Genomic DNA, 21409 nt, shown 5'->3' with positions numbered 1-21409 from the left:
AATATCAATACAGATGACTGATTTTACTCATGCTTTTTTGAGGATGCCGTATTTTTGCACAAACAAAAAATTGAATGGATTTTAGATATCAGGATCCGTATCCGATTCAGAAAGATGATACGGTGTATAAAAAATTGACATCAGATTATGTAAAGGTTGAAAGACTGGGAGAAAGAGAAATTTTAACCATTGATCCAAAAGGACTTGAGCTTTTGGCTGAAGAAGCTATGGCTGATGTATCTTTCATGCTCCGTTCTTCGCACCTTGAAAGTCTTAGAAGAATCATCGACGATCCGGAAGCTACTGATAACGACAGATTCGTGGCTTACAATCTTTTGCAGAATGCTGCCGTTGCCGTTGAAGGAGCTCTTCCTTCATGTCAGGATACGGGGACAGCTATTGTAATGGGTAAAAAAGGAGAAAATGTTTACACTGGGGTTGAAGATGGAGAATACCTAAGTAAAGGGATTTACAATACTTATCAAAAAAGGAACCTCAGATATTCTCAGGTAGTTCCTTTAACCATGTTTGAAGAAAAAAACTCGGGATCAAACCTTCCGGCACAGATTGATATTTATGCTAAAAAAGGAGATTACTATGAGTTTTTGTTTTTAACAAAAGGAGGAGGTTCTGCTAATAAAACATTCTTATACCAAAAGACCAAGTCGTTACTGAATGAAAAGTCTCTTGAAGAATTCGTTAAGGAGAGAATCTCAGATCTTGGAACAGCCGCATGCCCGCCTTATCACTTGGCTCTGGTCATCGGAGGAACTTCTGCTGAAGCGAATCTGGCTGCTGTAAAAAAAGCCTCTGCAAAATACTATGATCACCTTCCGACAGAAGGGAACGAAGCAGGACAGGCTTTCAGAGACCTTGAGTGGGAAGCTAAAGTTCAGAAAATCTGCCAGGAAAGTGCTATCGGAGCACAATTTGGAGGTAAATATCTTACACACGATGTAAGAGTAATCAGACTTCCTCGTCACGCTGCTTCTTGCCCGGTTGGAATGGGTGTTTCATGTTCTGCAGATAGAAATATCAAAGGAAAGATTACAAAAGAAGGGATCTTCCTTGAACAGCTTGAGCAGGATCCAAAAAGATTTTTACCGGATACTCCTCCGCACCTGGAAGAGGCGGTTGAAATTAATTTGAATAAGCCAATGCCTGAGATATTGGCTGAGCTGTCTAAATATCCTATTAAAACCCGATTAAAATTAAACGGAACATTGATCGTTGCCAGAGATATTGCCCACGCAAAAATTAAAGAGATCATCGACAGCGGAAAACCGATGCCGGAATATTTCAAAAACCACCCGATCTATTATGCAGGACCGGCAAAAACTCCGGAAGGAATGGCTTCAGGAAGCTTCGGGCCTACGACAGCAGGAAGAATGGATGTATACGTTGATGAGTTCCAAAGCCATGGCGGAAGCATGATCATGCTGGCCAAAGGAAACAGAAGTAAGGATGTTACCAATGCATGTGGTAAATATGGTGGCTTTTATCTTGGATCTATCGGTGGACCGGCAGCTATCCTTGCCAAAGACAATATTGTATCTGTAGATATCGTGGATTTCCCTGAATTGGGGATGGAAGCTGTGAGAAAGATTGAAGTAAAAGATTTCCCGGCATTCATCATTACAGATGATAAAGGCAATGATTTCTTCGCAGATCTTGCCCACTAATTAGTTTAAAATCAAAATAAATTATAAAATAGGGCTTGTATCTTTTGTGTACAAAACAAAAAAGTCCTATTTTTGCCTAAAATCTTAGAGAATGATAACTATTTTATCAGCATTTTGGCCGTTCTACCAGTTCCTATGGACTGTATTCTTTATAATTATGTTCTTAGTAGGATTCTGGTGCATCTTCATGTTCTTCGGATTGGTAATCCCAATGTGGTTAACTGAAGGTCTGAAAGAATATTTCGGAAAAGTAAAACCTTTCGATCCTGAAGACATCAGAAGAAAACAGGTAAATGAGCAGGAAGGCGTAGAAGTAATCTTCAGCAACCCTAAAGGGAACGGGCCTTTCATCCACGATCACGGACATCATCATTAATTGATTGTCATTGCTTTTTCACCTTAATTCTGAAAAAGTAATATCAAAGCAAAACAACATATATAAACCGCTTAATTTATTAGGCGGTTTTTTTATTTATCCGTTTCTAAGAAGATACCTCATTTTCTTAAATGCTTCAATGGCAACGGATATAATAAAGGCTTCCCATTTTATAGAGGATACTTTCATCAATTTACGGATCAAAAAATACATGGATAATATGCGATACTTATTTTATTGATTATCATGTGATAAAGAAAAAACTTACGTATAAAAAATTGAAATTGCGGACTATGTGGTTGAAGGATATACATATGATAATCATACAGATACAGTTTTTCCTAATGAGCTTATAATGATTGATAAAGTTTCAAAAGATACTATATTTCATTGTAGTTTTTCTTATAGGATTTTAATATGATACTTCAAGATACATTATTAATTTATGGAGGCAATAAATTGGATATAACACATGGAATTATTTTAAAGAAAGTGTCAGTTTCTCAAGAATACAAACATAATATTCCTTTTAGTATAAATAATACTATTTGCTTTTAGAAAATTTCAATAAAGTAATATAAAAGCTTCCCTCATGAGAAGGGAAGCTTTGTCAGTAAGATTTATGGCTTTAGAAATTGGAAATATTGTATTTAAAGCTTAAATTATTTTTTACATAAAAGCAAACAATTTCAAAAAATAAATTACTTTAGTAGTCAACTAATTTGAAAAAAAACAATTTTATGAAAAAAATTTATTCTACAGTACTGCTGTTTCTTACTATTCTGGTATTTGGACAAATAACTTATACGGTTACACCCGCTGCTTTTGATGAAACGAATCAGATTACTTTAAGCATACCGGGAGATCAGATTGATGAGTCTGCTTGGGGCGTTTCAAATAATGCAATTTATATCTGGTCCTGGTCCTTCGATACCAACTATCAGAACAGCCAGGACTGTCCTACCAACGGCAGTTGGAATAACTCTAATGACCTGAATAAGCTCACTTACAACTCAGGAACGGATACCTATTCCTTAACTTTTACTCCAACAGCTTTTTACGGGAGAACAGGAATCGGAAGGTTTGGATTTTTATTAAAAGATAAAACCGGAACTCATCAGACTTCACCAAATATTTTTGTGAATGTTGGTCTGTTGAATCTAAACTTAACCAATCCGCTTCCTAATAGTTTGACTTCAATTTCATCCGGAAGCTCAATTACAATCACAGCAACAACGAATATTAATGCGACCTTTCAGTTAAAAGCAAACGGAGTAGTCGTAAACTCGACTTCAGTCCCATCCACTTCATATTCTTATAACTATACTGTAACAGGGGATACAAATATGGAACTGACTGCGACGGATACTAATGCATACTCTAAAAAAGGAACATTCATCTTACAACTCCCAAGAAATGTTGTTTCAGAGGCAATTCCAGGCTGGATAAAGCAGGGAATCAATTATAATCCTACAGATAATACAAAAGTAGGTCTCGCACTTTATGCCCCTCATAAAAACTTTGTGCACGTTATCGGAAGCTTTAATAACTGGACGGTGAATGACTCTTATTTAATGAAAAGAGATACTACCAATCCTGATCTTTACTGGATTGAACTGACCGGACTGACTCCGCAACAGTTATATACTTTCCAGTACAGAACCAATGATCTGAAAAAAGTAGCGGATCCTTATTCACCGCAGATCTTGTCTTCCTATGATGATCAGTGGATCTCAGCTGCTACTTATCCTGATTTACCTCCGTTTCCTGCAGGACAGAGCTTTGAAGTATCTATGTTTAAAACCGGTCAGGCTCCTTACAACTGGCAGGTGACCAACTTTCAAAGACCTGCTAAGGAAAATCTTATGGTGTATGAATTACTGCTGAGAGATTTCACGCAGGAAAAAAACTGGCAGTCGTTAATCAACAAAATAACTTATTTAAAGAACTTAAATATCAATGCTATAGAGCTTCTTCCTATTATGGAATTTGAGGGGAATCTTTCATGGGGATACAATACTTCTTTCCATTATGCATTGGACAAAGCTTACGGAACCCCTGAAAAATTCAAAGAATTTGTTGACCTGTGCCACCAGAATGGAATTGCCGTTATTTTAGATATTGCATTTAATCATGCAACAGGACGATCACCTTTAGCGAGATTGTGGAATATTGATCCGGATGGAGACGGTTTCGGAGATATAGCAGCCAATAATCCCTATTTCAATCAAGTTCCGAAGCATTCTTATAATGTGTTTAATGATTTTAATCACTCAAGTCCTTCAACGCAGTATTATGTTGAAAGAAGTCTTCAGCAATGGCTGACTGAATATAAAATTGATGGATTCCGTTGGGATCTAACGAAGGGATTTACCCAAAACTGCTCTGAAAATGATGAAGCCTGTACCAATGCTTACCAACAGGACAGAGTGGATATTATGAAAAATTATGCTAATAAACAGTGGGCTATAGATCCGAATTCCTATATGATATTCGAACATTTGGGAACAGATGCTGAAGAACAGCAGTGGGCAAACTACAGAATTGCCGAAGGAAAAGGGGTGATGCTTTGGAATAAGCAGACTGAGCCTTACAACCAAAATACTATGGGTTACAAAGAAAACAGTAACTATGACAGAATGAATTACAGCCTTCACGGCTTTACCAATATGCATGCTGTAGGTTATGGGGAAAGCCATGATGAAGAAAGGTTAATGTTTAAAAACCTTGCTTATGGAGCCGTAAATGGAAGTTATAATGTGAAAAACTTAAATACAGCATTAGAAAGAATGAAAACGTTTGGAGCTACATTCTTCACTATTCCCGGCCCGAAAATGATCTGGCAGTTTGGTGAACTGGGCTATGAATTCAGCATCAATCGATGTGCAGACGGTACAATCAGCAGCGGATGCCGTACAGATGAAAAACCTGTTGCCTTTACTTTAGGATATGATACCAATGCCAACAGAAAAGCGGTGTATGATACCTGGGCTAAAATTATCAATATCAGAAATACCTATCCGGTTTTCAAATCAAAAACATATACTGTAGAATCCAACAACCTTACCAACGATCCTGAAGGTTTGATCACCAGAATTTATGTGTATGACAATGCAATAGCCGGAATGAAGAATGTGGTAGTTTTGGCAAACTATACCACTGCAGCTCAAAATGTTGTTCCTTACTTCCCTTACACGGGACAGTGGCAAAACCTGATGGATAACTCTGTTTATAATATTGCTTCTACAACAGCTCCTATTACCTTGCAGCCTGGAGAGTTCAGAATTTTCGGTAATTATGCAGGTGCATTATCAACATCTGATGTGAATGCAGCGAATAAACTCTCACTTCAGATTGCAGATAATCCTGTGAAAAACGGTGTGGCAAAATTAGTATATCACAAAGCTAAAAACGGAGAGATCATTATTTTTGACATGAGCAGTAAAAAAATGGATTCCATTAAATTGAATACCGAAAACGGAACGTATGAATTGAAGGCCAATTATCCGCCGGGCACCTATTTGGTTCACCTGCGGTCTGAAACAGGCACTGCCATTCAAAAGATGATTATTAAATAACAAAAGAGGGACGATAAACATCGTCCCTCCTTTTTATAAAACACTACAGAATATATAAATCTAATTTTTGCCAATTAAAAATATTAGTCTACTTTTGCAGTAGATTTATCAAGAAAGGTGGAGGGATTTGGCCCTATGAAACCTTAGCAACCTGCACGACTCTAAAAAGTGTAAAGGTGCTAATTCCAACCCAGTTTGGGGAAGATGAGAAAAGTCAATATTCTGACAGCAATTCCATTTCTTGAAATCTTTTATGTCTGCGGATGAGGTCCGTAGAGCTATTGAATCATTAATTTACGAGGACAAAGATGAAAAAATTAAGCCTGTCGGTTATACTCCTGGGAGCTGTTTTGGTGAACGCACAAGAGCAGGGAAAAGAAAGTCAGATCGAAGATGTAATTATCGTAGGAAACAGAAATGCTAAAAGAACAAAACTGGAAACACCGGTTCCTGTAGACATTATCAATATAGAAAAGCTGCAGAAATCTGCTCCTCAAACGACAGTCCAGGATCTGCTGAATTATGTGATTCCGTCATTTAATTCTGTAAGACAGTCGGCATCCGACGGGACAGAACATATTGATCCCGTAACCTTAAGAGGCATGGGGCCGGATCAGGTTTTAGTGCTCATCAACGGGAAAAGAAGGCACACCACTTCATTGGTCAACTATCAGAATACCGTTGGAAATGGATCTGTAGGAACAGATCTCAGTACAATTCCGGTAATTGCTATCGACAGAATAGAGGTTCTGAGAGACGGTGCCGCCGCACAATATGGTTCTGATGCCATTGCAGGAGTAGTCAATATTATTCTTAAAAAAGATATCGGAGCGACAGCTTCAGCATCCTATGGAATCAGCGGGAGAAATGACGGTGAAACCTATCAGGCCGGAATCAATTACGGATCTTCTCTTGGGAAAAAGGAAAGTTATATAAACCTTTCATTGCAACTGAGCCACAGAGGAAAGACCACAAGAACCCAAAATCATGACCTGGACATTTTCGGAGATAATTTTGCCTATGAATTTGCTAATGATCCTATCGCGGCCAGAGCTGCAGATGATCAAATTATTAGAGAAAGAGGTCTCACCAGGGATGATTTTAATTTTCAGATCGGAGATGCACAGATCAGGCAGGCGCAACTGTTTTTTAATTCCGAATATCCTTTAAGTGAAAGCTTTAAGCTGTATTCTTTCGGAGGTTTCAGCATTAAAGAAGGAAAAGGCTTCGGTTTCAGAAGACTGCCCGGTGAAAAAGATAATGTGGTTTCCTCTATCTACCCGAATGGGTTTCAGGCCTCTTTGAACTCACAGGTTTACGACTTTTCTTATGCTGTAGGAGCGAAATATAATGTTAACAACTGGTTGTTTGATGTAAGCAATACCTTCGGAAGCAACACTTTCAATTATAACGTAGACAATACCAATAATGCATCTTTAGGGGCGAAATCTCCAACGAGCTTTTACGCAGGAGCGCACAATTTTCTTCAGAATACAGTGAATCTTGATGTTTCTAAAAAATTGGATCAGTTTAATATTGCATTTGGAGGAGAGTTCCGCTTTGAACAGTACGAGATCAAAGCTGGAGATGAAACTTCCTACACCCGATATGATATCAATGGAAACCCTGCGGTTCCCGGATCTACAGTGGAAGGGAATGGCGGCTCACAATCATTTATCGGTTTTTCTCCGGACAATGCTTTAAAGAAATCCAGGCATTCAACAGCCATATATGCTGATGTTTCTTATGATATCGCTAAAAAATTGAACATAGATCTGGCAGGAAGATTTGAAAATTATTCAGATTTTGGAAATACGCTGAATGGAAAACTAGCCATGAGATATGAATTTATAAAAGATTATGCAATACGGGCATCAGTAGGAACTGGCTTCAGGGCTCCATCGCTTCAGCAGCAGTATTTTAATAATTCCTATGCCGATATCTCCACTTCAGGAACAGGAATTGTCACCAAAGGAATTTTCAGGAATGACAGTGATGCAGCCAGAGCGCTTGGATTTGATAAACTAAAGCAGGAAACTTCAGTCAATGCCAGTGCCGGATTTACCCTGAAGCCGGCTAACAGACTGTTTATAACAGTTGATGGGTATTGGATCAGGGTAAAAGACAGAATTGTGATCACCAGCAATATCGAAGATCCGAGACTGGCCCAGTATGACGTAGAAAGCGGAAGATTTTTCGCTAATGCAGTAGACACAGAAACAAAAGGAGTAGATGTTGTTATCACTTATGATTGGAAACTGGGCGGAGGAAATTTAAATATTAATCTGGCAGGAAATTATACAGAAACCAAGATCACAGATTTCCATTTTCCTGAAAACTTAGTGCCTTCCCAGGATGAATTCTTCGGGCCGGACCAGATCAATATCATTGAAACCCTTTCTCCTAAGACAAAAGCTTCCTTAGGATTGAATTATGCAATTGGAAAATTCAATTTCATGGTGAGAAATACGTATTTTGGTCAGGTCATTCGGGACGGCTATCCATTTGGAAAAATTCAAAAGTTTTCTCCCAAAGTGGTTACAGATGTGAGTGTAGGCTATGATATAACGAAAAATATTAATCTGACCATAGGTGCCAATAATGCCTTTGATGTGTTCCCGGACCTTCAGATCTATGAAAATTCATATTATGGAGTATTTAAATATGCGCCGGTTCAGATGGGAACGCTGGGAAGTTATTTCTTCGGAAGGCTTAATTTTAATTTTTAACTGCTAAATGAGTACTGATACACACCAGATAGGCTGGAAAACGGCTGCCGCTATTGTTGTCTCCAATATGATCGGGACAGGAATATTCACCACGTTAGGCTTCCAGCTGTCTGATATTACCAACACCTACAGCATTTTCCTGTTGTGGATCATTGGCGGGATTCTTGCCCTGTTCGGAGCATTTTGCTATGCCGAGCTGGGATCCTATTTTAAAGGAAACGGCGGAGATTATATTTATCTTAAAGAAACCTATCATCCTATATTTGGCTACCTGGTAAGCTGGATATCCCTGATTATTGGGTTTTCTGCTCCCGTGGCTTTGGCTGCGCTTGCAATGTCAAAATACCTTTCAGTATTTAACTATAGTTTTGGAAACGGCTTTGCCATAGGATTCATCTTTCTTGTGGCAGTGAGCTTATCGTTTAGCCTTAAAACATCAAGCAGGTTTCATAATTTTTTCACCTTTATCAAGATTGCTTTTATCATTATTCTGGTGATTCTTGGCGTTGTGTTTTCAGGGCCTGAGGCAGGAAACAGCCTGAAATTTACTGACAGCTGGCAAAATGAGATCATGCTCCCGGCTTTTGCTACATCCCTGGTTTTTGTTACCTATTCTTATACCGGCTGGAATTCGGCTTCTTACATTGCGGGAGAAATAAAAGACGTTCAGAGGAACCTTCCCAGAGCTTTAATTGTGGGAACTGTTTTTGTTACGGTAAGTTATCTGCTGGTCAATTTTATCATGCTGAAACATGCGCCTGTAAGCCAACTGGCTGGGAAAGAAGATGTCATGGGAGAAGCGGCAGGTAATATGTTGGGAATCGGCTTTGGAAAAATCGTCAATGTTTTTATTGCTTTACAGCTGGTTGCTACCATCAGCGGCTATTTATGGGTAGGTTCAAGGCTTACACAGGCTTTTGCGAAAGAAAACCATTTATGGAGATCACTTGCGGTCAACAATAAAAAAGGAATTCCGGTAAGAGCAATCTTTATACACGCTATAATAGCTTCAGTGATCATTTTAACGGGAAGCTTTAAAGAAATTTTTGTATACACTGCTTTTATTCTTCAACTGTTTGCAAGCCTTTCTATTTCAACCGTTTTTTTTCTTAAAAAAGACCAGCGGAAGATATTTAAATCCAATATATTTTACATTTTTCCTGCGGTTTTTCTGCTTTTCAGCATGTATATTCTTTATTTTACACTCATCCATAATCCTAAAGAAAGCATTATAGGACTTGGAATTGTAGCCTTTGGACTGGTTTTATATGTAATTGACCGGAAATTTTTTAAAAAACCATAATAAAGAAAATATTCCGTTCGTTCTAAAAACTCCATAAACCTTAATGGTTCAAAAAATTATGTGAATCTGACAGGTCAAAGGAATTTTAATTTGAATTAATAAATTCTTATCTTTGCACTCTCAAAAATTGCAGAATGTCTAAATCATTAATTCCAAAACTAGAAGCTATTAAACAAAGATATAATGAGGTTGCCGACCTTATTATACAGCCTGATATCATTTCAGATCAAAAAAAATATTCTTCTCTGAACAAAGAATACAGTGATTTAGGAAAGATTGTAAAAGTTTACGACCAGTATAAAGGTGCTCTGGATACGATTGAAGAATCTGATGAGATCATTGCTGATGGTTCAGACAGAGATCTTGTAGACCTTGCGAAAGAAGAAAAAATGGAAGCTCAGGCTAAAATTCCTGGCCTGGAAGAAGAATTAAAAGTTCTTTTGATTCCTAAAGATCCTGCAGATGATAAAAACATCATTGTAGAACTACGTGCCGGAACAGGAGGTGATGAAGCAGCTATTTTTGTGGAAGATATCTACAGAATGTACAGCATGTACTTCAAAACAAAAGGATGGAGACATGAAGTAACGGACTCCAATGAAGCTGCTAAAGGCTACAAAGAACTCATCATGAAGGTGGAAGGTGAAGGCGTTTACGGAATCATGAAATTCGAGTCCGGTGTTCACCGTGTACAGCGTGTTCCTGAAACAGAATCCCAGGGAAGAGTTCATACCTCTGCCATCACCATTGCAGTGCTTCCGGAAGCTGAAGAGGTGGATGTAGAGATTAATCCTGCAGACATTGAAATGCAGACTTCCCGTTCAGGAGGTGCTGGTGGACAGAACGTTAACAAAGTAGAAACTAAAGTACAGCTTACTCACAAGCCTTCAGGTTTAGTAGTAGTATGTCAGCAAGCCCGTTCTCAGTTAGCAAACCGTGAACTCGCAATGGAAATGCTTCGTGCAAAACTATATGATATTAAACTTCAGGAAGTTCAGGGAGATATTGCTGCACAGAGAAAGACAATGGTTTCTACAGGAGACCGTTCTGCCAAAATCAAAACGTACAACTATCCTCAGGGAAGAGTGACAGACCATAGAATCAATAAATCCATGTATAACCTCGATGCTTATATGAACGGAGATATTTCTGAAATGATAGACGCTGTCATCATGGCGGAAAATGCAGAGAAGATGAAGGGAGAAGAAGAAAATTATTAAAATAAATTATAAAATCAGGCTCTTGAAATTCAGGAGCTTTTTTTTGCTGTATATTCATCCTTGAAAAATCATTGAACTAAAACAAGATAATATGAAAAATTTTAAGATCATTATATTCATGATGCTGGCCTTATTAAGTCAAAATCTGCTGGCTCAGACAGAAGTGAAGAAACCTTCGGAAGTCTTTGAAATGTATTTCGGAACTTTCGTTAAAAATGATGATGCTGCACTTTCTAAGCTGAACGATTATTTAAGACCTACCGTAGAAGGAGAAAATGCTTACCAGGTAGATTTTAAAACCGTTTCCAGGGAAATGATGAAAGAAAGCACCGACAACTTTTTATCTGCTTTTTCCCAAACCACGGCAGATGCCTGTAGAAAAGAAGCCGAAGATTATTTCACTGCTATGATGGAAAATTTTAAAAATGGAAAACTTTCCGTTAAAAACGTGAAAATTGTCCAGAATGAATATAGAAAAGAGCAGAAAATTGCTAAGATTAATTATTCAGTCAGTTTCAAAGTTCCGGCTAAGTTTTCTGATATTCCAATAGGAGATATCAAAGATGTTAAACCTGAAGATCTTAAGAAGTATCTGGTTCAAAGCTTACAGGATTTTAAAAATGCAGATAAAACTGTAGTGACAGAGAAGGAGTTCAGTTTATACGAGCTTAACGAAGGAGGAAAAACATACTACTGGAATGGCAGCCCTGATGAAATTGTTTCAGGATTGACGGATTTCTATTTTGAAAGCTTCGGATCTAAATAATGATCCTTGAAAAATATTATTATAAGCTCTGGTTTCAGGGCTTTTTTTATTTCACATACTTTACGTATTTTTGAGAAAACCCTTGATTATGAATTTTAAGCCTATGTTATTAACCGCTGGAGTTTTGTTTTCAGCAACTTTTTATTCTCAAAAAATGAATTATCCTAAAGCAGTACAGGGAAGTCAGACAGATACTTATTTTGGTAACGCTGTTGCAGACCCTTTCAGAGATCTGGAAAATGATTCTGATGCTACAAAGAAATGGGTAGACGATGAAGTAGCCTACAGCCAGAATTATCTTTCAAAAATCCCGTTCAGAAATAAGATCAAGGATCAGCTGACAGAGATTTGGAACTATGAGAAAATTTCAGCGCCTTTCAAAGAAGGAGATTATACTTACTATTACAAAAATGATGGTCTTCAGGCGCAATCTATCCTATATAGAGCAAATAATAAGACCAAAGCAACAGAAATATTCCTGGATCCTAATAAATTTTCAGAAAAAGGAACCACTTCATTATCCAATTTGTCATTCAATAAAAAAGGAAACTTGGCAGCATACTCCATTTCTGAAGGAGGAAGTGACTGGAATAAGATTATCATCATAGACGCCATTACCAAAAAACAGATTGATGAAACATTGGTAGATGTAAAATTCAGCGGAATTTCATGGCAGGGTGATGAAGGTTTCTATTATTCAAGCTATGATAAGCCGAAAGAAGGAACAGTACTTTCGGGAATGACCGATAAGCATAAGGTGTATTTCCATAAATTAGGAACGAAGCAGTCCGAAGATAAACTCATTTTCGGAGGAGATAAAACACCAAGAAGATACCTTGGAGCCAACGTTTCCGAAGACCAGAGATACCTGATTATTTCTGCAGCCAACGCAACCAATGGAAACGAATTATACATCAAAGACCTAAAGAAAGGCGGCGATTTTGTACAGATCAATAAAGGATTTGATATGAATGCGAGCATTGTGGATACACAGGGAGATGATCTTTTTATCTTTACCGATAAAGACGCTCCGAATATGCGCCTTGTAAAAGCCAGCATCACCAATCCTTCACCGGAAACCTGGAAAGACGTCATCCCGCAGACAGAAAATGTTTTAGGAATATCTACGGGAGGCGGATACTTCTTTGCAACCTATATGATTGATGCTATTGATCAGGTAAAACAATTTGATAAAACAGGAAAGCTGATAAGAGAAATTGCACTTCCCGGAAAAGGAAATATAAGCGGTTTTGGAGGTAAAGAAGAGGAAAAAGATCTTTATTTTTCTTTCAGCAATTATATTACACCGGGAACTACGTATAAATTTAACGCAGATTCCGGGAAATCAGAAGTTTATCAGAAGCCGAAAGTGAAGTTCAACCCTGAGGATTACGTTTCTGAACAGGTATTCTATACCTCAAAAGACGGAACCAAGATTCCGATGATGATCAATTATAAAAAAGGAACAAAGCTTGACGGTAAAAACCCTACAATCCTGTATTCTTACGGAGGTTTCAACATCAGCCTTCAACCTTCATTCTCTGTAGTCAATGCGATCTGGATGGAAAACGGAGGAATCTACGCAGTGCCAAATATCCGCGGTGGTGGTGAATATGGTAAAAAATGGCATGATGCAGGAACAAAAACACAAAAGAAAAACGTTTTTGAAGACTTCATTGCAGCAGGAGAATATCTGCAAAGCAAAGGTTATACTTCAAAAGAATATATGGCATTATCCGGAAGATCAAACGGAGGACTGCTTGTAGGAGCAACAATGACCATGCGTCCTGATCTTGCAAAAGTAGCTTTCCCAGGAGTGGGAGTGTTGGATATGCTGAGATACAATAAGTTCACAGCAGGAGCAGGCTGGTCGTATGACTACGGAACTGCAGAAGACAGCAAAGAGATGTTTGAATACCTTAAATCCTATTCCCCGGTACATAATGTGAAAAAAGGAACATGTTACCCTTCCACAATGATCATTACAAGTGACCATGATGACAGGGTGGTTCCGGCGCACTCTTTTAAATTCGGTGCAGAACTTCAGGAGAAACAGGGCTGTAAAAATCCAATTTTATTAAGAATTGAGAAAAATGCCGGTCATGGCGCCGGGAGAGCAACTGATCAGGTGATCAGCGAAAATGCGGATCTTATTTCTTTTGCCCTATATGAAATGGGAATAACGAAATTGAAATAATATACAATAAGCAAGTATAATATAAACTAAGGCCGGACAAAGTCCGGCCTTTTTTGTAGCTTAAAATTCAGTAAAACTGAACGTTAACATAAGTTTCATGTTTCGTTCAAAAAAATTAACTTTACGGAGACAAAAATTATTGGAATGCGAAAGACAATTTCTGTGAAAACTCCGGATTTTAGCATAGAGCCTCAGCAAAGAGAGATCTATAATTTTGAAAAAGACGGGTTAGAATTAAAATCATCTTATACCCAAAAAGATATTAAAAATGAATCTTTAACACAGACTTCGCCGGGAATTGCACCCTATCTCAGAGGCCCGTATTCCACCATGTACGTACAGAAACCATGGACGGTTAGACAGTACGCAGGTTTCTCCACCGCAGAAGAATCCAATGCATTTTACAGAAGAAATCTGGCAGCAGGACAGAAAGGATTATCAGTTGCTTTCGACCTTGCAACGCACAGAGGATATGATTCCGATCATTCAAGAGTAGTTGGAGATGTAGGTAAGGCAGGTGTCGCCATCGATTCTGTGGAAGATATGAAGATTCTATTCAATGAAATCCCGTTAGATCAGATATCAGTGTCCATGACAATGAACGGTGCTGTACTTCCAATTTTGTCCTTCTATATTGTGGCTGCTGAAGAGCAGGGTGTAAAGCAGGAATTGCTTTCAGGAACCATTCAGAACGATATTTTGAAAGAGTTCATGGTGAGGAATACCTATATTTATCCGCCGGCGCCTTCCATGAAAATTATTGCAGATATTTTTGAATATACTGCTCAAAATATTCCAAAATTCAACTCTATTTCCATCTCAGGATATCATATGCAGGAAGCTGGTGCTACTCCCGTACTGGAAATGGCTTACACGCTAGCAGATGGCCTCGAATATGTAAGAACAGGAATAAAAGCAGGTATGAATGTAGATGATTTTGCACCGAGACTTTCATTTTTCTGGGCAATCGGGATGAATCACTTTATGGAAATTGCAAAAATGCGTGCTGCAAGATATATTTGGGCCACTCTTTTAAAACAATTCAACCCGCAGAATGCAAAATCCCTGGCATTAAGAACTCATTCGCAGACTTCCGGTTGGTCACTTACAGAGCAGGAACCTTTTAATAATATTACAAGAACTGCCATTGAGGCTCTTTCTTCAGCTTTAGGCGGAACCCAGTCGTTGCATACCAACGCGTTGGATGAGGCCATCGCACTTCCCACAGATTATTCAGCAAAAATTGCAAGAAATACGCAGATTATCCTTCAGCAGGAAAGCGGTATTTGTGATGTCGTAGATCCTATGGGTGGAAGTAACCTTGTAGAAAGTCTTACCCAGCAGATGATTGAGGAAGCAATGAAATACATTGATGAGGTAGAACAGGAAGGAGGAATGACAAAAGCCATTGAAGCCGGAATTCCCAAAATGAGGATTGAAGAAGCAGCTGCTAAAAAGCAGGCTAAAATCGACAGTGGTGAAGAATTCATTATTGGAGTAAATTCATTCAGAACAGCCTTAAAACAGGACGGAATAGAGATCCTGGATATCGATAACACAGAAGTCCGCAGAAAACAGATCGAAAGACTCGAAAAAATAAAAGCAGAAAGAAACCCTGAAGCCGTTACAGAAATCTTGAATGATATCCGTGAAAGTGCAAAGACAGGAAAAGGAAATCTTCTGGCATTATGTATAGAAGCAGCAAGAAGAAGAGTGACCCTTGGCGAAATGAGCGATGCCATGGAAGAAACTTTCGGAAGATATAAAGCCAATATCAGAACAATCTCTGGAGTATATGCTATGAATGCAGGGAAAAACGAATATTTTGAAAAAGCTCTTCAACTGACCCAGAAATTTGAAGAGGAAGAAGGCCGCCGCCCAAGATTGATGGTTGCGAAAATGGGCCAGGACGGACATGACAGAGGTGCCAAAGTAGTGGCTACCGCATTCGCAGATATGGGATTTGATGTAGATGTGGCACCATTGTTCCAGACTCCTGAAGAAGTAGCCAAACAGGCCGTAGAAAATGACATCCACATTCTTGGAGTTTCCTCACTGGCAGCTGGACACAAAACCCTCGTTCCACAGGTTGTGGAAGAATTGAAAAAATTGGGTGCAGATGATGTAACCATCGTGGTAGGTGGTGTTATTCCACAGCAGGACTACGAATTTCTGTATGCCAACGGAGCAGATTTTATTTTCGGTCCGGGAACCAATCTTCCCAAATGTGCGGTGGAAATCTTAGAGAAATTTTTAAATTAACATTTTTTATAGAATTACTGCACAGCTTTTGTATAGTTTAAGTGAAAAATTTCATTATGGCTTATACAGTAGTTTCAGTATTTCCGGTGACTGTAGATACAGAGGAAATTAAAAAGAATTTAAAAGAAAAAGGTTTTGATGAAGCAAATATTATTATTTCAAAATCTAAGGTAGAAAGCGGATTGTCAACTGATCATTATCAGGAAGACGAACAGACAAAAGGATTTTTTGAATACATTTTTGCTCACGACGCAGAAATGCTCGATGCCTACCGCAAACACAGTATTGGCAGAAGCAATGTTATTGTGTATGCAGATGACCTGGAGCAGGCTAAGGTGGCTAAAGCTGCTTTAAATGAACAGGGTGCGCTCGAAGTTTACCGTAAACCGTCACAAGCCCGGGACAGTATTCCGGAAGGAATGTCGGAACAGGAATATAACGGAATCATTGCCAAAGCAAGGCATAATATTTATTTTCTTGGATCAGAAAGAGTCTATCATTCTAATGAAGTTAAAGGAATGGACGACGAGATGGACAGCTTAGGATCGAAAGATTAATCTCCCCATAAAGTAAAGCCTGGATATAAATTATTCAGGTTTTTTTGTTTAAAATTTGAATATTCAAAAAAATTAATATATTTGCACCTGAAAATCAAGTTTAACCCATTAAAAAACAACGAAGCAATGTTCAAAACGAATCAAAATTCTTCAGCTGGAGTACCGCTTATGGTGGTAAGGCTTCGTGGTTTGGTATACTCTTAGAATAATAGTACAACGAAATATCAAAACCCGGAGTCGTAAAGATTTCGGGTTTTTTATTGCGCAATATTTAAACTCCAGTTTCCCCGAAGTCTTTTTTAAATATCAGGAAGAACATAATTATTGTCCTTTTTAGGATTCAAATGTATTCTTCATCATTAAAAATAGTTCAACTAGTGTTTTAGTTGATAAAAAAACATACAAGGTCAAAATCTTGAATCTTGTGTCTGGCATCTTATGTCTTAAAAATAAAACAATGGGAAATTTAAAACTAAAAGGAAAAGATATATTAAAACTCGGGTATCCGAATAATCAAAGCGTTAATGTGGCTTTGGAAGTCATGAAAAGAAATTTTGCAACGAAGAATATTCACCATGTAAAGTCTATTTTGAAAGAAATCCTTCTCAATCCGGAAAACTTTGAAAAGGACCTGACTTTCGGCCAGATTGCAGAATCGCTGCTTTCATCCAGAAAAACAGAAAAAAGAATGCTCAATACGCAGCGTGCCTCCTTTCAGATCTTTGGAAATAATATCTCCGAGGAAGCAAAAAACCAACTGTATACGGCTTTAAAACTGCCTATTTCAACGCAGGGAGCTTTAATGCCCGATGCACATAGCGGTTACGGACTTCCGATAGGAGGAGTTCTTGCAGTGGAAAATGCAGTAATCCCTTACGGAGTAGGAATGGATATTGGCTGCAGAATGAGCCTCAGCATTCTGGACACACCCGTTTCATATCTTGACGGAGCAAGAGATAAATACGAAAAAGCTCTTGCCGAACACACCAAATTCGGGATGTACGAAACGCATAAATCTCATATTGATCATGAAATCTTTGAGAGAGATACCTTCGATATGATTCCGGTTTTAAGGAGATTAAAAGGAAAAGCCATTAAACAGATGGGTTCTTCCGGCGGAGGAAATCATTTTGTGGAATTCGGAGAAGTGGAAATCACCGAAGAAGATGAGCAGATTGGCCTTCCGAAAGGAAAATATTTGGGGATACTTTCTCACAGCGGCTCCAGAGGTCTAGGAGCTGAGATTGCGCAATATTACTCAAGAGCAGCTGCAGATCAGTGTCCGCTGCCAAAAGAAGCCCAACAGTTCGCCTGGCTGGATCTGAATACTCATCTCGGCCTGGAATACTGGACCGCAATGAACCTTGCCGGAGATTACGCTTCTGCCTGTCACGATGATATCCATAGAAGATTGGTAAAAGCTGTTGGTGGAAGAGTGAAAGCAAAAATAGAAAACCATCACAATTTTGCATGGAAAGAAGTTCATAACGGAAAAGAGGTGATTGTGCACAGAAAAGGAGCAACTCCTGCCAACGTAAATGAACTGGGAATGATCCCAGGATCCATGACGGCAAAAGGTTTTATCGTCCGTGGTAAAGGAAACCCCGAATCTCTGAATTCAGCATCACACGGTGCAGGAAGAGCTCATTCGAGAGGAGAATGCAGAAGTTTTTTCACTCAGAATGATATCAAAAAAGAACTGAAACTGAAAAATGTCACACTGATGGGCGGAAATACAGAAGAAGCGCCAATGGCTTATAAAGATATTCATGAAGTAATGAATGCACAGAGTGAACTGGTTGACATCCTTGGAACTTTCCAGCCGAGGATTGTGAGAATGGACAGATAATTAGTCTAATACTTTACAACCTTATAGGTTTCCAAAACCTATAAGGTTTAAAATGTTTAAAAAAACAAAATGGGAGCACCACATAACACAAAAAGATACGGAGAAGTCTGGCCGGAATTTAGAATTCTGCACGGACTTGAAATTTTAAATAAACTAAAAGATAAAGTCATCATATCAGAGGCTGGGCCTGGCATTTCATGTCAGAAACAGGGCATACGGAATATAAGCATGCCCATGATCACAAGGATATTGATGTTTTTGTAAAAAAAGAAAATGCAGCACAAGCGGTCATGATCCTTCAGCAGGAAGGTTTTCAGAAAGTATGGACCCGCTATGATCATCTGCAGAGTGCAGAAAATTTCCGCAGGTATGAAAAAACGGCAGAACTGGAAAACGGTAAATCTCACAGGATTACTATAGATTTCTTCGAAAGAGATGATCTGGAAACTATTGAGATCGGTGGTTTTACGGTTGTTAAGCCTGAGCTATTACTTTCTTTTTACAGAAATATCCATTCCAGCGACAAATGCTGGGGTGTGATGGTAGCAAAAAGTTTATTGGAAAAAGGGATTGACCCTGTTGGTCATCCAAAACTAAGTGAAATACCTAAAGTAGATTAAAATGGAAAAGCTTATACAAATAACCTCAGGAAGAGGACCTTTAGAATGTCAGTGGGTAACCGCCAAAGTTCTGAAGGTTTTCCTGGAGGAAATTAAAAATAATACAATAGAGTACGAAATCGTTCACCGCGAAAACGGAGATGAAAACCTGACTTTGAAATCTGTAACCATCCTTTTAAAAGCAAAAGAACTGGATACATTTTTAAAAACATGGTTAGGAAGCATCTGCTGGACGGGTAAAAGTACATTCAGGAAGCTCCATAAAAGAAGCAACTGGTTTATCGGTGTTTTCGAGTTGGAAGGGCTGGAGAAAATCAATTTTAATGAAAAAGATGTTCAATTTCAGACCACAAGAAGCCAGGGAAGCGGCGGACAAAATGTAAATAAAGTAAATACGGCTGTCCGTGCCACCCATCTGCCAACCGGAGAAAGTGTATTCGCACAGGACTCCCGGTCACAGCTGGAGAATAAAAAGCTAGCTATTATTCGACTGAAAGAAAAAGTGACAGAATTGTATATCAAACAGCTTGAAAAAAGAATGCAGGATACATGGAACAATCATCTTCAGGTGCAGAGAGGGAATCCGGTCCGCACATTTTCCGGAACGGACTTTAAAAAGAACTATCAGGATAAATCATTTAAGAAACAGAGGAATATCCTGAAAAAAGAATTAAAAAACAACAAAAATGACCTTAACTAAAAGTAAATATTATTTTGAAGCCCTGATAATTATCCATACAGCCTTCCGGACTGCCTGGAAGCTTTGAACTATGCCCTGTCCTATGATCCTGAAGACGCGGACAGCCTCTGCCTGATGGGGAGAATATACAGCGAGATGCTGACCGATTACGAAAGGGCAAAAATGTATTTCGAAGAAGCCATGCAGTGTAATGTAGCCAACCTCAACACACCACAGCATTATATCAAATGTCTTTTGGATAATGAAGACCTCGATGAAGCAGAAAAACTGATTCATTATGCTTTAAGAATCAAAGGAATAGACAAAGCAAGAATATTGATACAGAAATCGCTGTTGTTTGAAATCAGGCTGGAATATAAAAAAGCATTGGAACCTTTAAAAGAAGCAAGAAAATACAGTTATAACCAGGCTATGATTGATTTTTTGAAAAGCAGGGAGAAATTTATTAAAAGTAAAATGACAAAAACTAAAAAGAAAGGAAAATAGTAATTTACTTTCTAAATGATGTCTTACTTATTAGAGAAGGATCTTTTTTAAGGTCCTTTTTTTGTAGCTTTAATATATGGAACTTAATTATGAACTTAAAAAGCTTCAGCTAAGGGAAACTTTCTCGATTGCCTATGGTAATTATGACACAAGAGAAGCATTACTGATAGAATTATCTTATTTAAACTGTAAAGGATATGGTGAATGTGTTGCCATAGATTATTATCATATTGATCTGAAAAACTTTATCATCAGATTAAAAGAGATACAGCCGTTATTTGAAAAGCGGACTGTTGTTCATCCCAAAGATTTTTTCCGCTTTCTTTCAGATATGCGTCTGCATCCGTTTTTAACGTCTGCTTTAGATTGTGCCTATTGGGATCTTTTCGGAAAACTTGAAAACAGAAGCTTTACAGAATTAAATCATATTCCTTCCGGGAACTTAACCGAAAGCTCCATTACTATTTCGGTAGCAGATGTTGAAGACCAGATTAGAAAAATAGAAAAAAGCAGCTGGAACAGATTCAAAGTAAAGTGTAAAGGGCTGCATAAAGATAATGTCGAAAAGCTGTTGAGGCTGAACCGCAATATCGCTTTGGATTCCAATGCCAGTTTTACAGATAAGGACTGTGTCTGGCTTCAGGAAAATGAAAAGATCGGCCAGTTTTCTTATCTGGAACAGCCACGGCCGATTGACCAGTATAAAGTTTTAAGAAAAGAAGGTTTTGCCAATTGGATGGCAGACGAAGATTCCCAGGACCTCAATTCCCTGGAAGAGCTTCTGCCTTATTATAAAAGTGTCAATATCAAACTAATGAAATGCGGAGGACTCACTCCGGCATTGGCAATGATCATAAAAGCAAGAGAACTAGGATATAAAACGATGATAGGCTGTATGACAGAATCTACGGTGGGCATTTCCGCTGGCTGTGTGTTGGCAGGGTTAACTGACTTTGCTGACCTTGATGGTGCAAACCTTATTTCCAATGACTATGCCTTTGGAAATTTTGTAGAAAACGGAAAAATAATCCTGTCCGGAAAGTCAGGATTAGGAATTACGTTAAAATAAACAATAGATCCGGAA

The 21409-nt window shown here is 38.4% G+C and carries 15 protein-coding genes and 1 riboswitch; all 15 genes read left to right on the top strand.

Annotated features, from left to right (window positions below; translation table 11 throughout):
* Positions 1-74 precede the first annotated feature (74 nt).
* The 15 genes from ACMGDK_RS13300 to ACMGDK_RS13230 all read left to right on the top strand — a co-directional run bounded on the left by ACMGDK_RS13300 (position 75) and on the right by ACMGDK_RS13230 (position 21394).
* Positions 75-1682: a fumarate hydratase gene (locus ACMGDK_RS13300; RefSeq protein ID WP_436808405.1), complete on the top strand. Its 1608-nt coding sequence runs from the start codon at positions 75-77 to the stop codon at positions 1680-1682.
* A 91-nt stretch (positions 1683-1773) separates the two neighbouring features.
* Positions 1774-2058: a hypothetical protein gene (locus tag ACMGDK_RS13295; protein WP_174772309.1), complete on the top strand. Its 285-nt coding sequence runs from the start codon at positions 1774-1776 to the stop codon at positions 2056-2058.
* A gap of 740 nt (positions 2059-2798) precedes the next feature.
* Positions 2799-5636 (top strand): alpha-amylase family glycosyl hydrolase, encoded by a 2838-nt coding sequence (locus ACMGDK_RS13290; RefSeq protein WP_436808404.1) that lies wholly within the window; start codon positions 2799-2801, stop codon positions 5634-5636.
* A 102-nt stretch (positions 5637-5738) separates the two neighbouring features.
* Positions 5739-5847: riboswitch (SAM riboswitch) on the top strand.
* A gap of 97 nt (positions 5848-5944) precedes the next feature.
* On the top strand, positions 5945-8365 hold the full coding sequence (locus tag ACMGDK_RS13285) for a TonB-dependent receptor plug domain-containing protein (RefSeq protein ID WP_436808403.1): 2421 nt from the start codon (positions 5945-5947) through the stop codon (positions 8363-8365).
* A 7-nt stretch (positions 8366-8372) separates the two neighbouring features.
* Positions 8373-9668, top strand: coding sequence for an APC family permease (locus ACMGDK_RS13280; RefSeq protein WP_436808402.1), 1296 nt, complete (start codon positions 8373-8375; stop codon positions 9666-9668).
* A 134-nt stretch (positions 9669-9802) separates the two neighbouring features.
* Positions 9803-10888 (top strand): peptide chain release factor 1, encoded by a 1086-nt coding sequence (gene prfA, locus ACMGDK_RS13275; RefSeq protein WP_111958425.1) that lies wholly within the window; start codon positions 9803-9805, stop codon positions 10886-10888.
* Between the two features lie 91 nt (positions 10889-10979).
* Positions 10980-11654 carry a hypothetical protein gene (locus tag ACMGDK_RS13270; protein WP_436808401.1) on the top strand — a complete coding sequence of 225 codons (675 nt, stop codon included), beginning with the start codon at positions 10980-10982 and terminating at the stop codon, positions 11652-11654.
* Between the two features lie 88 nt (positions 11655-11742).
* Positions 11743-13851: a prolyl oligopeptidase family serine peptidase gene (locus ACMGDK_RS13265; RefSeq protein WP_436808400.1), complete on the top strand. Its 2109-nt coding sequence runs from the start codon at positions 11743-11745 to the stop codon at positions 13849-13851.
* A 144-nt stretch (positions 13852-13995) separates the two neighbouring features.
* Entirely contained in the window at positions 13996-16113 is a 2118-nt protein-coding gene (scpA, locus tag ACMGDK_RS13260) for a methylmalonyl-CoA mutase (protein WP_436808399.1), read from the top strand.
* Between the two features lie 56 nt (positions 16114-16169).
* Positions 16170-16670 (top strand): hypothetical protein, encoded by a 501-nt coding sequence (locus ACMGDK_RS13255; protein ID WP_436808398.1) that lies wholly within the window; start codon positions 16170-16172, stop codon positions 16668-16670.
* A 457-nt stretch (positions 16671-17127) separates the two neighbouring features.
* Positions 17128-18519 (top strand): RtcB family protein, encoded by a 1392-nt coding sequence (locus tag ACMGDK_RS13250; RefSeq protein WP_436808397.1) that lies wholly within the window; start codon positions 17128-17130, stop codon positions 18517-18519.
* Between the two features lie 197 nt (positions 18520-18716).
* Entirely contained in the window at positions 18717-19139 is a 423-nt protein-coding gene (locus ACMGDK_RS13245) for a nucleotidyltransferase family protein (protein ID WP_436808396.1), read from the top strand.
* 1 nt (position 19140) lies between these two features.
* Positions 19141-19839: a peptide chain release factor H gene (gene prfH / locus ACMGDK_RS13240; RefSeq protein ID WP_436808395.1), complete on the top strand. Its 699-nt coding sequence runs from the start codon at positions 19141-19143 to the stop codon at positions 19837-19839.
* 63 nt (positions 19840-19902) lie between these two features.
* Positions 19903-20325, top strand: a complete 423-nt coding sequence (locus ACMGDK_RS13235; RefSeq protein WP_436808394.1) for a hypothetical protein — start codon at positions 19903-19905, stop codon at positions 20323-20325.
* A gap of 76 nt (positions 20326-20401) precedes the next feature.
* A complete protein-coding gene (locus tag ACMGDK_RS13230; protein WP_436808393.1) occupies positions 20402-21394 on the top strand; it encodes an enolase C-terminal domain-like protein in 993 nt (330 codons plus the stop codon).
* The last annotated feature ends 15 nt before the right edge of the window (positions 21395-21409 follow it).

Origin of the sequence: Chryseobacterium hilariae (assembly GCF_051400735.1) — a bacterium.
Classification (GTDB): Bacteria; Bacteroidota; Bacteroidia; order Flavobacteriales; family Weeksellaceae; genus Chryseobacterium.
The sequence above is the reverse complement of the archived record's forward strand: the minus strand, read 5'-3'. Positions and strand labels throughout refer to the sequence as shown.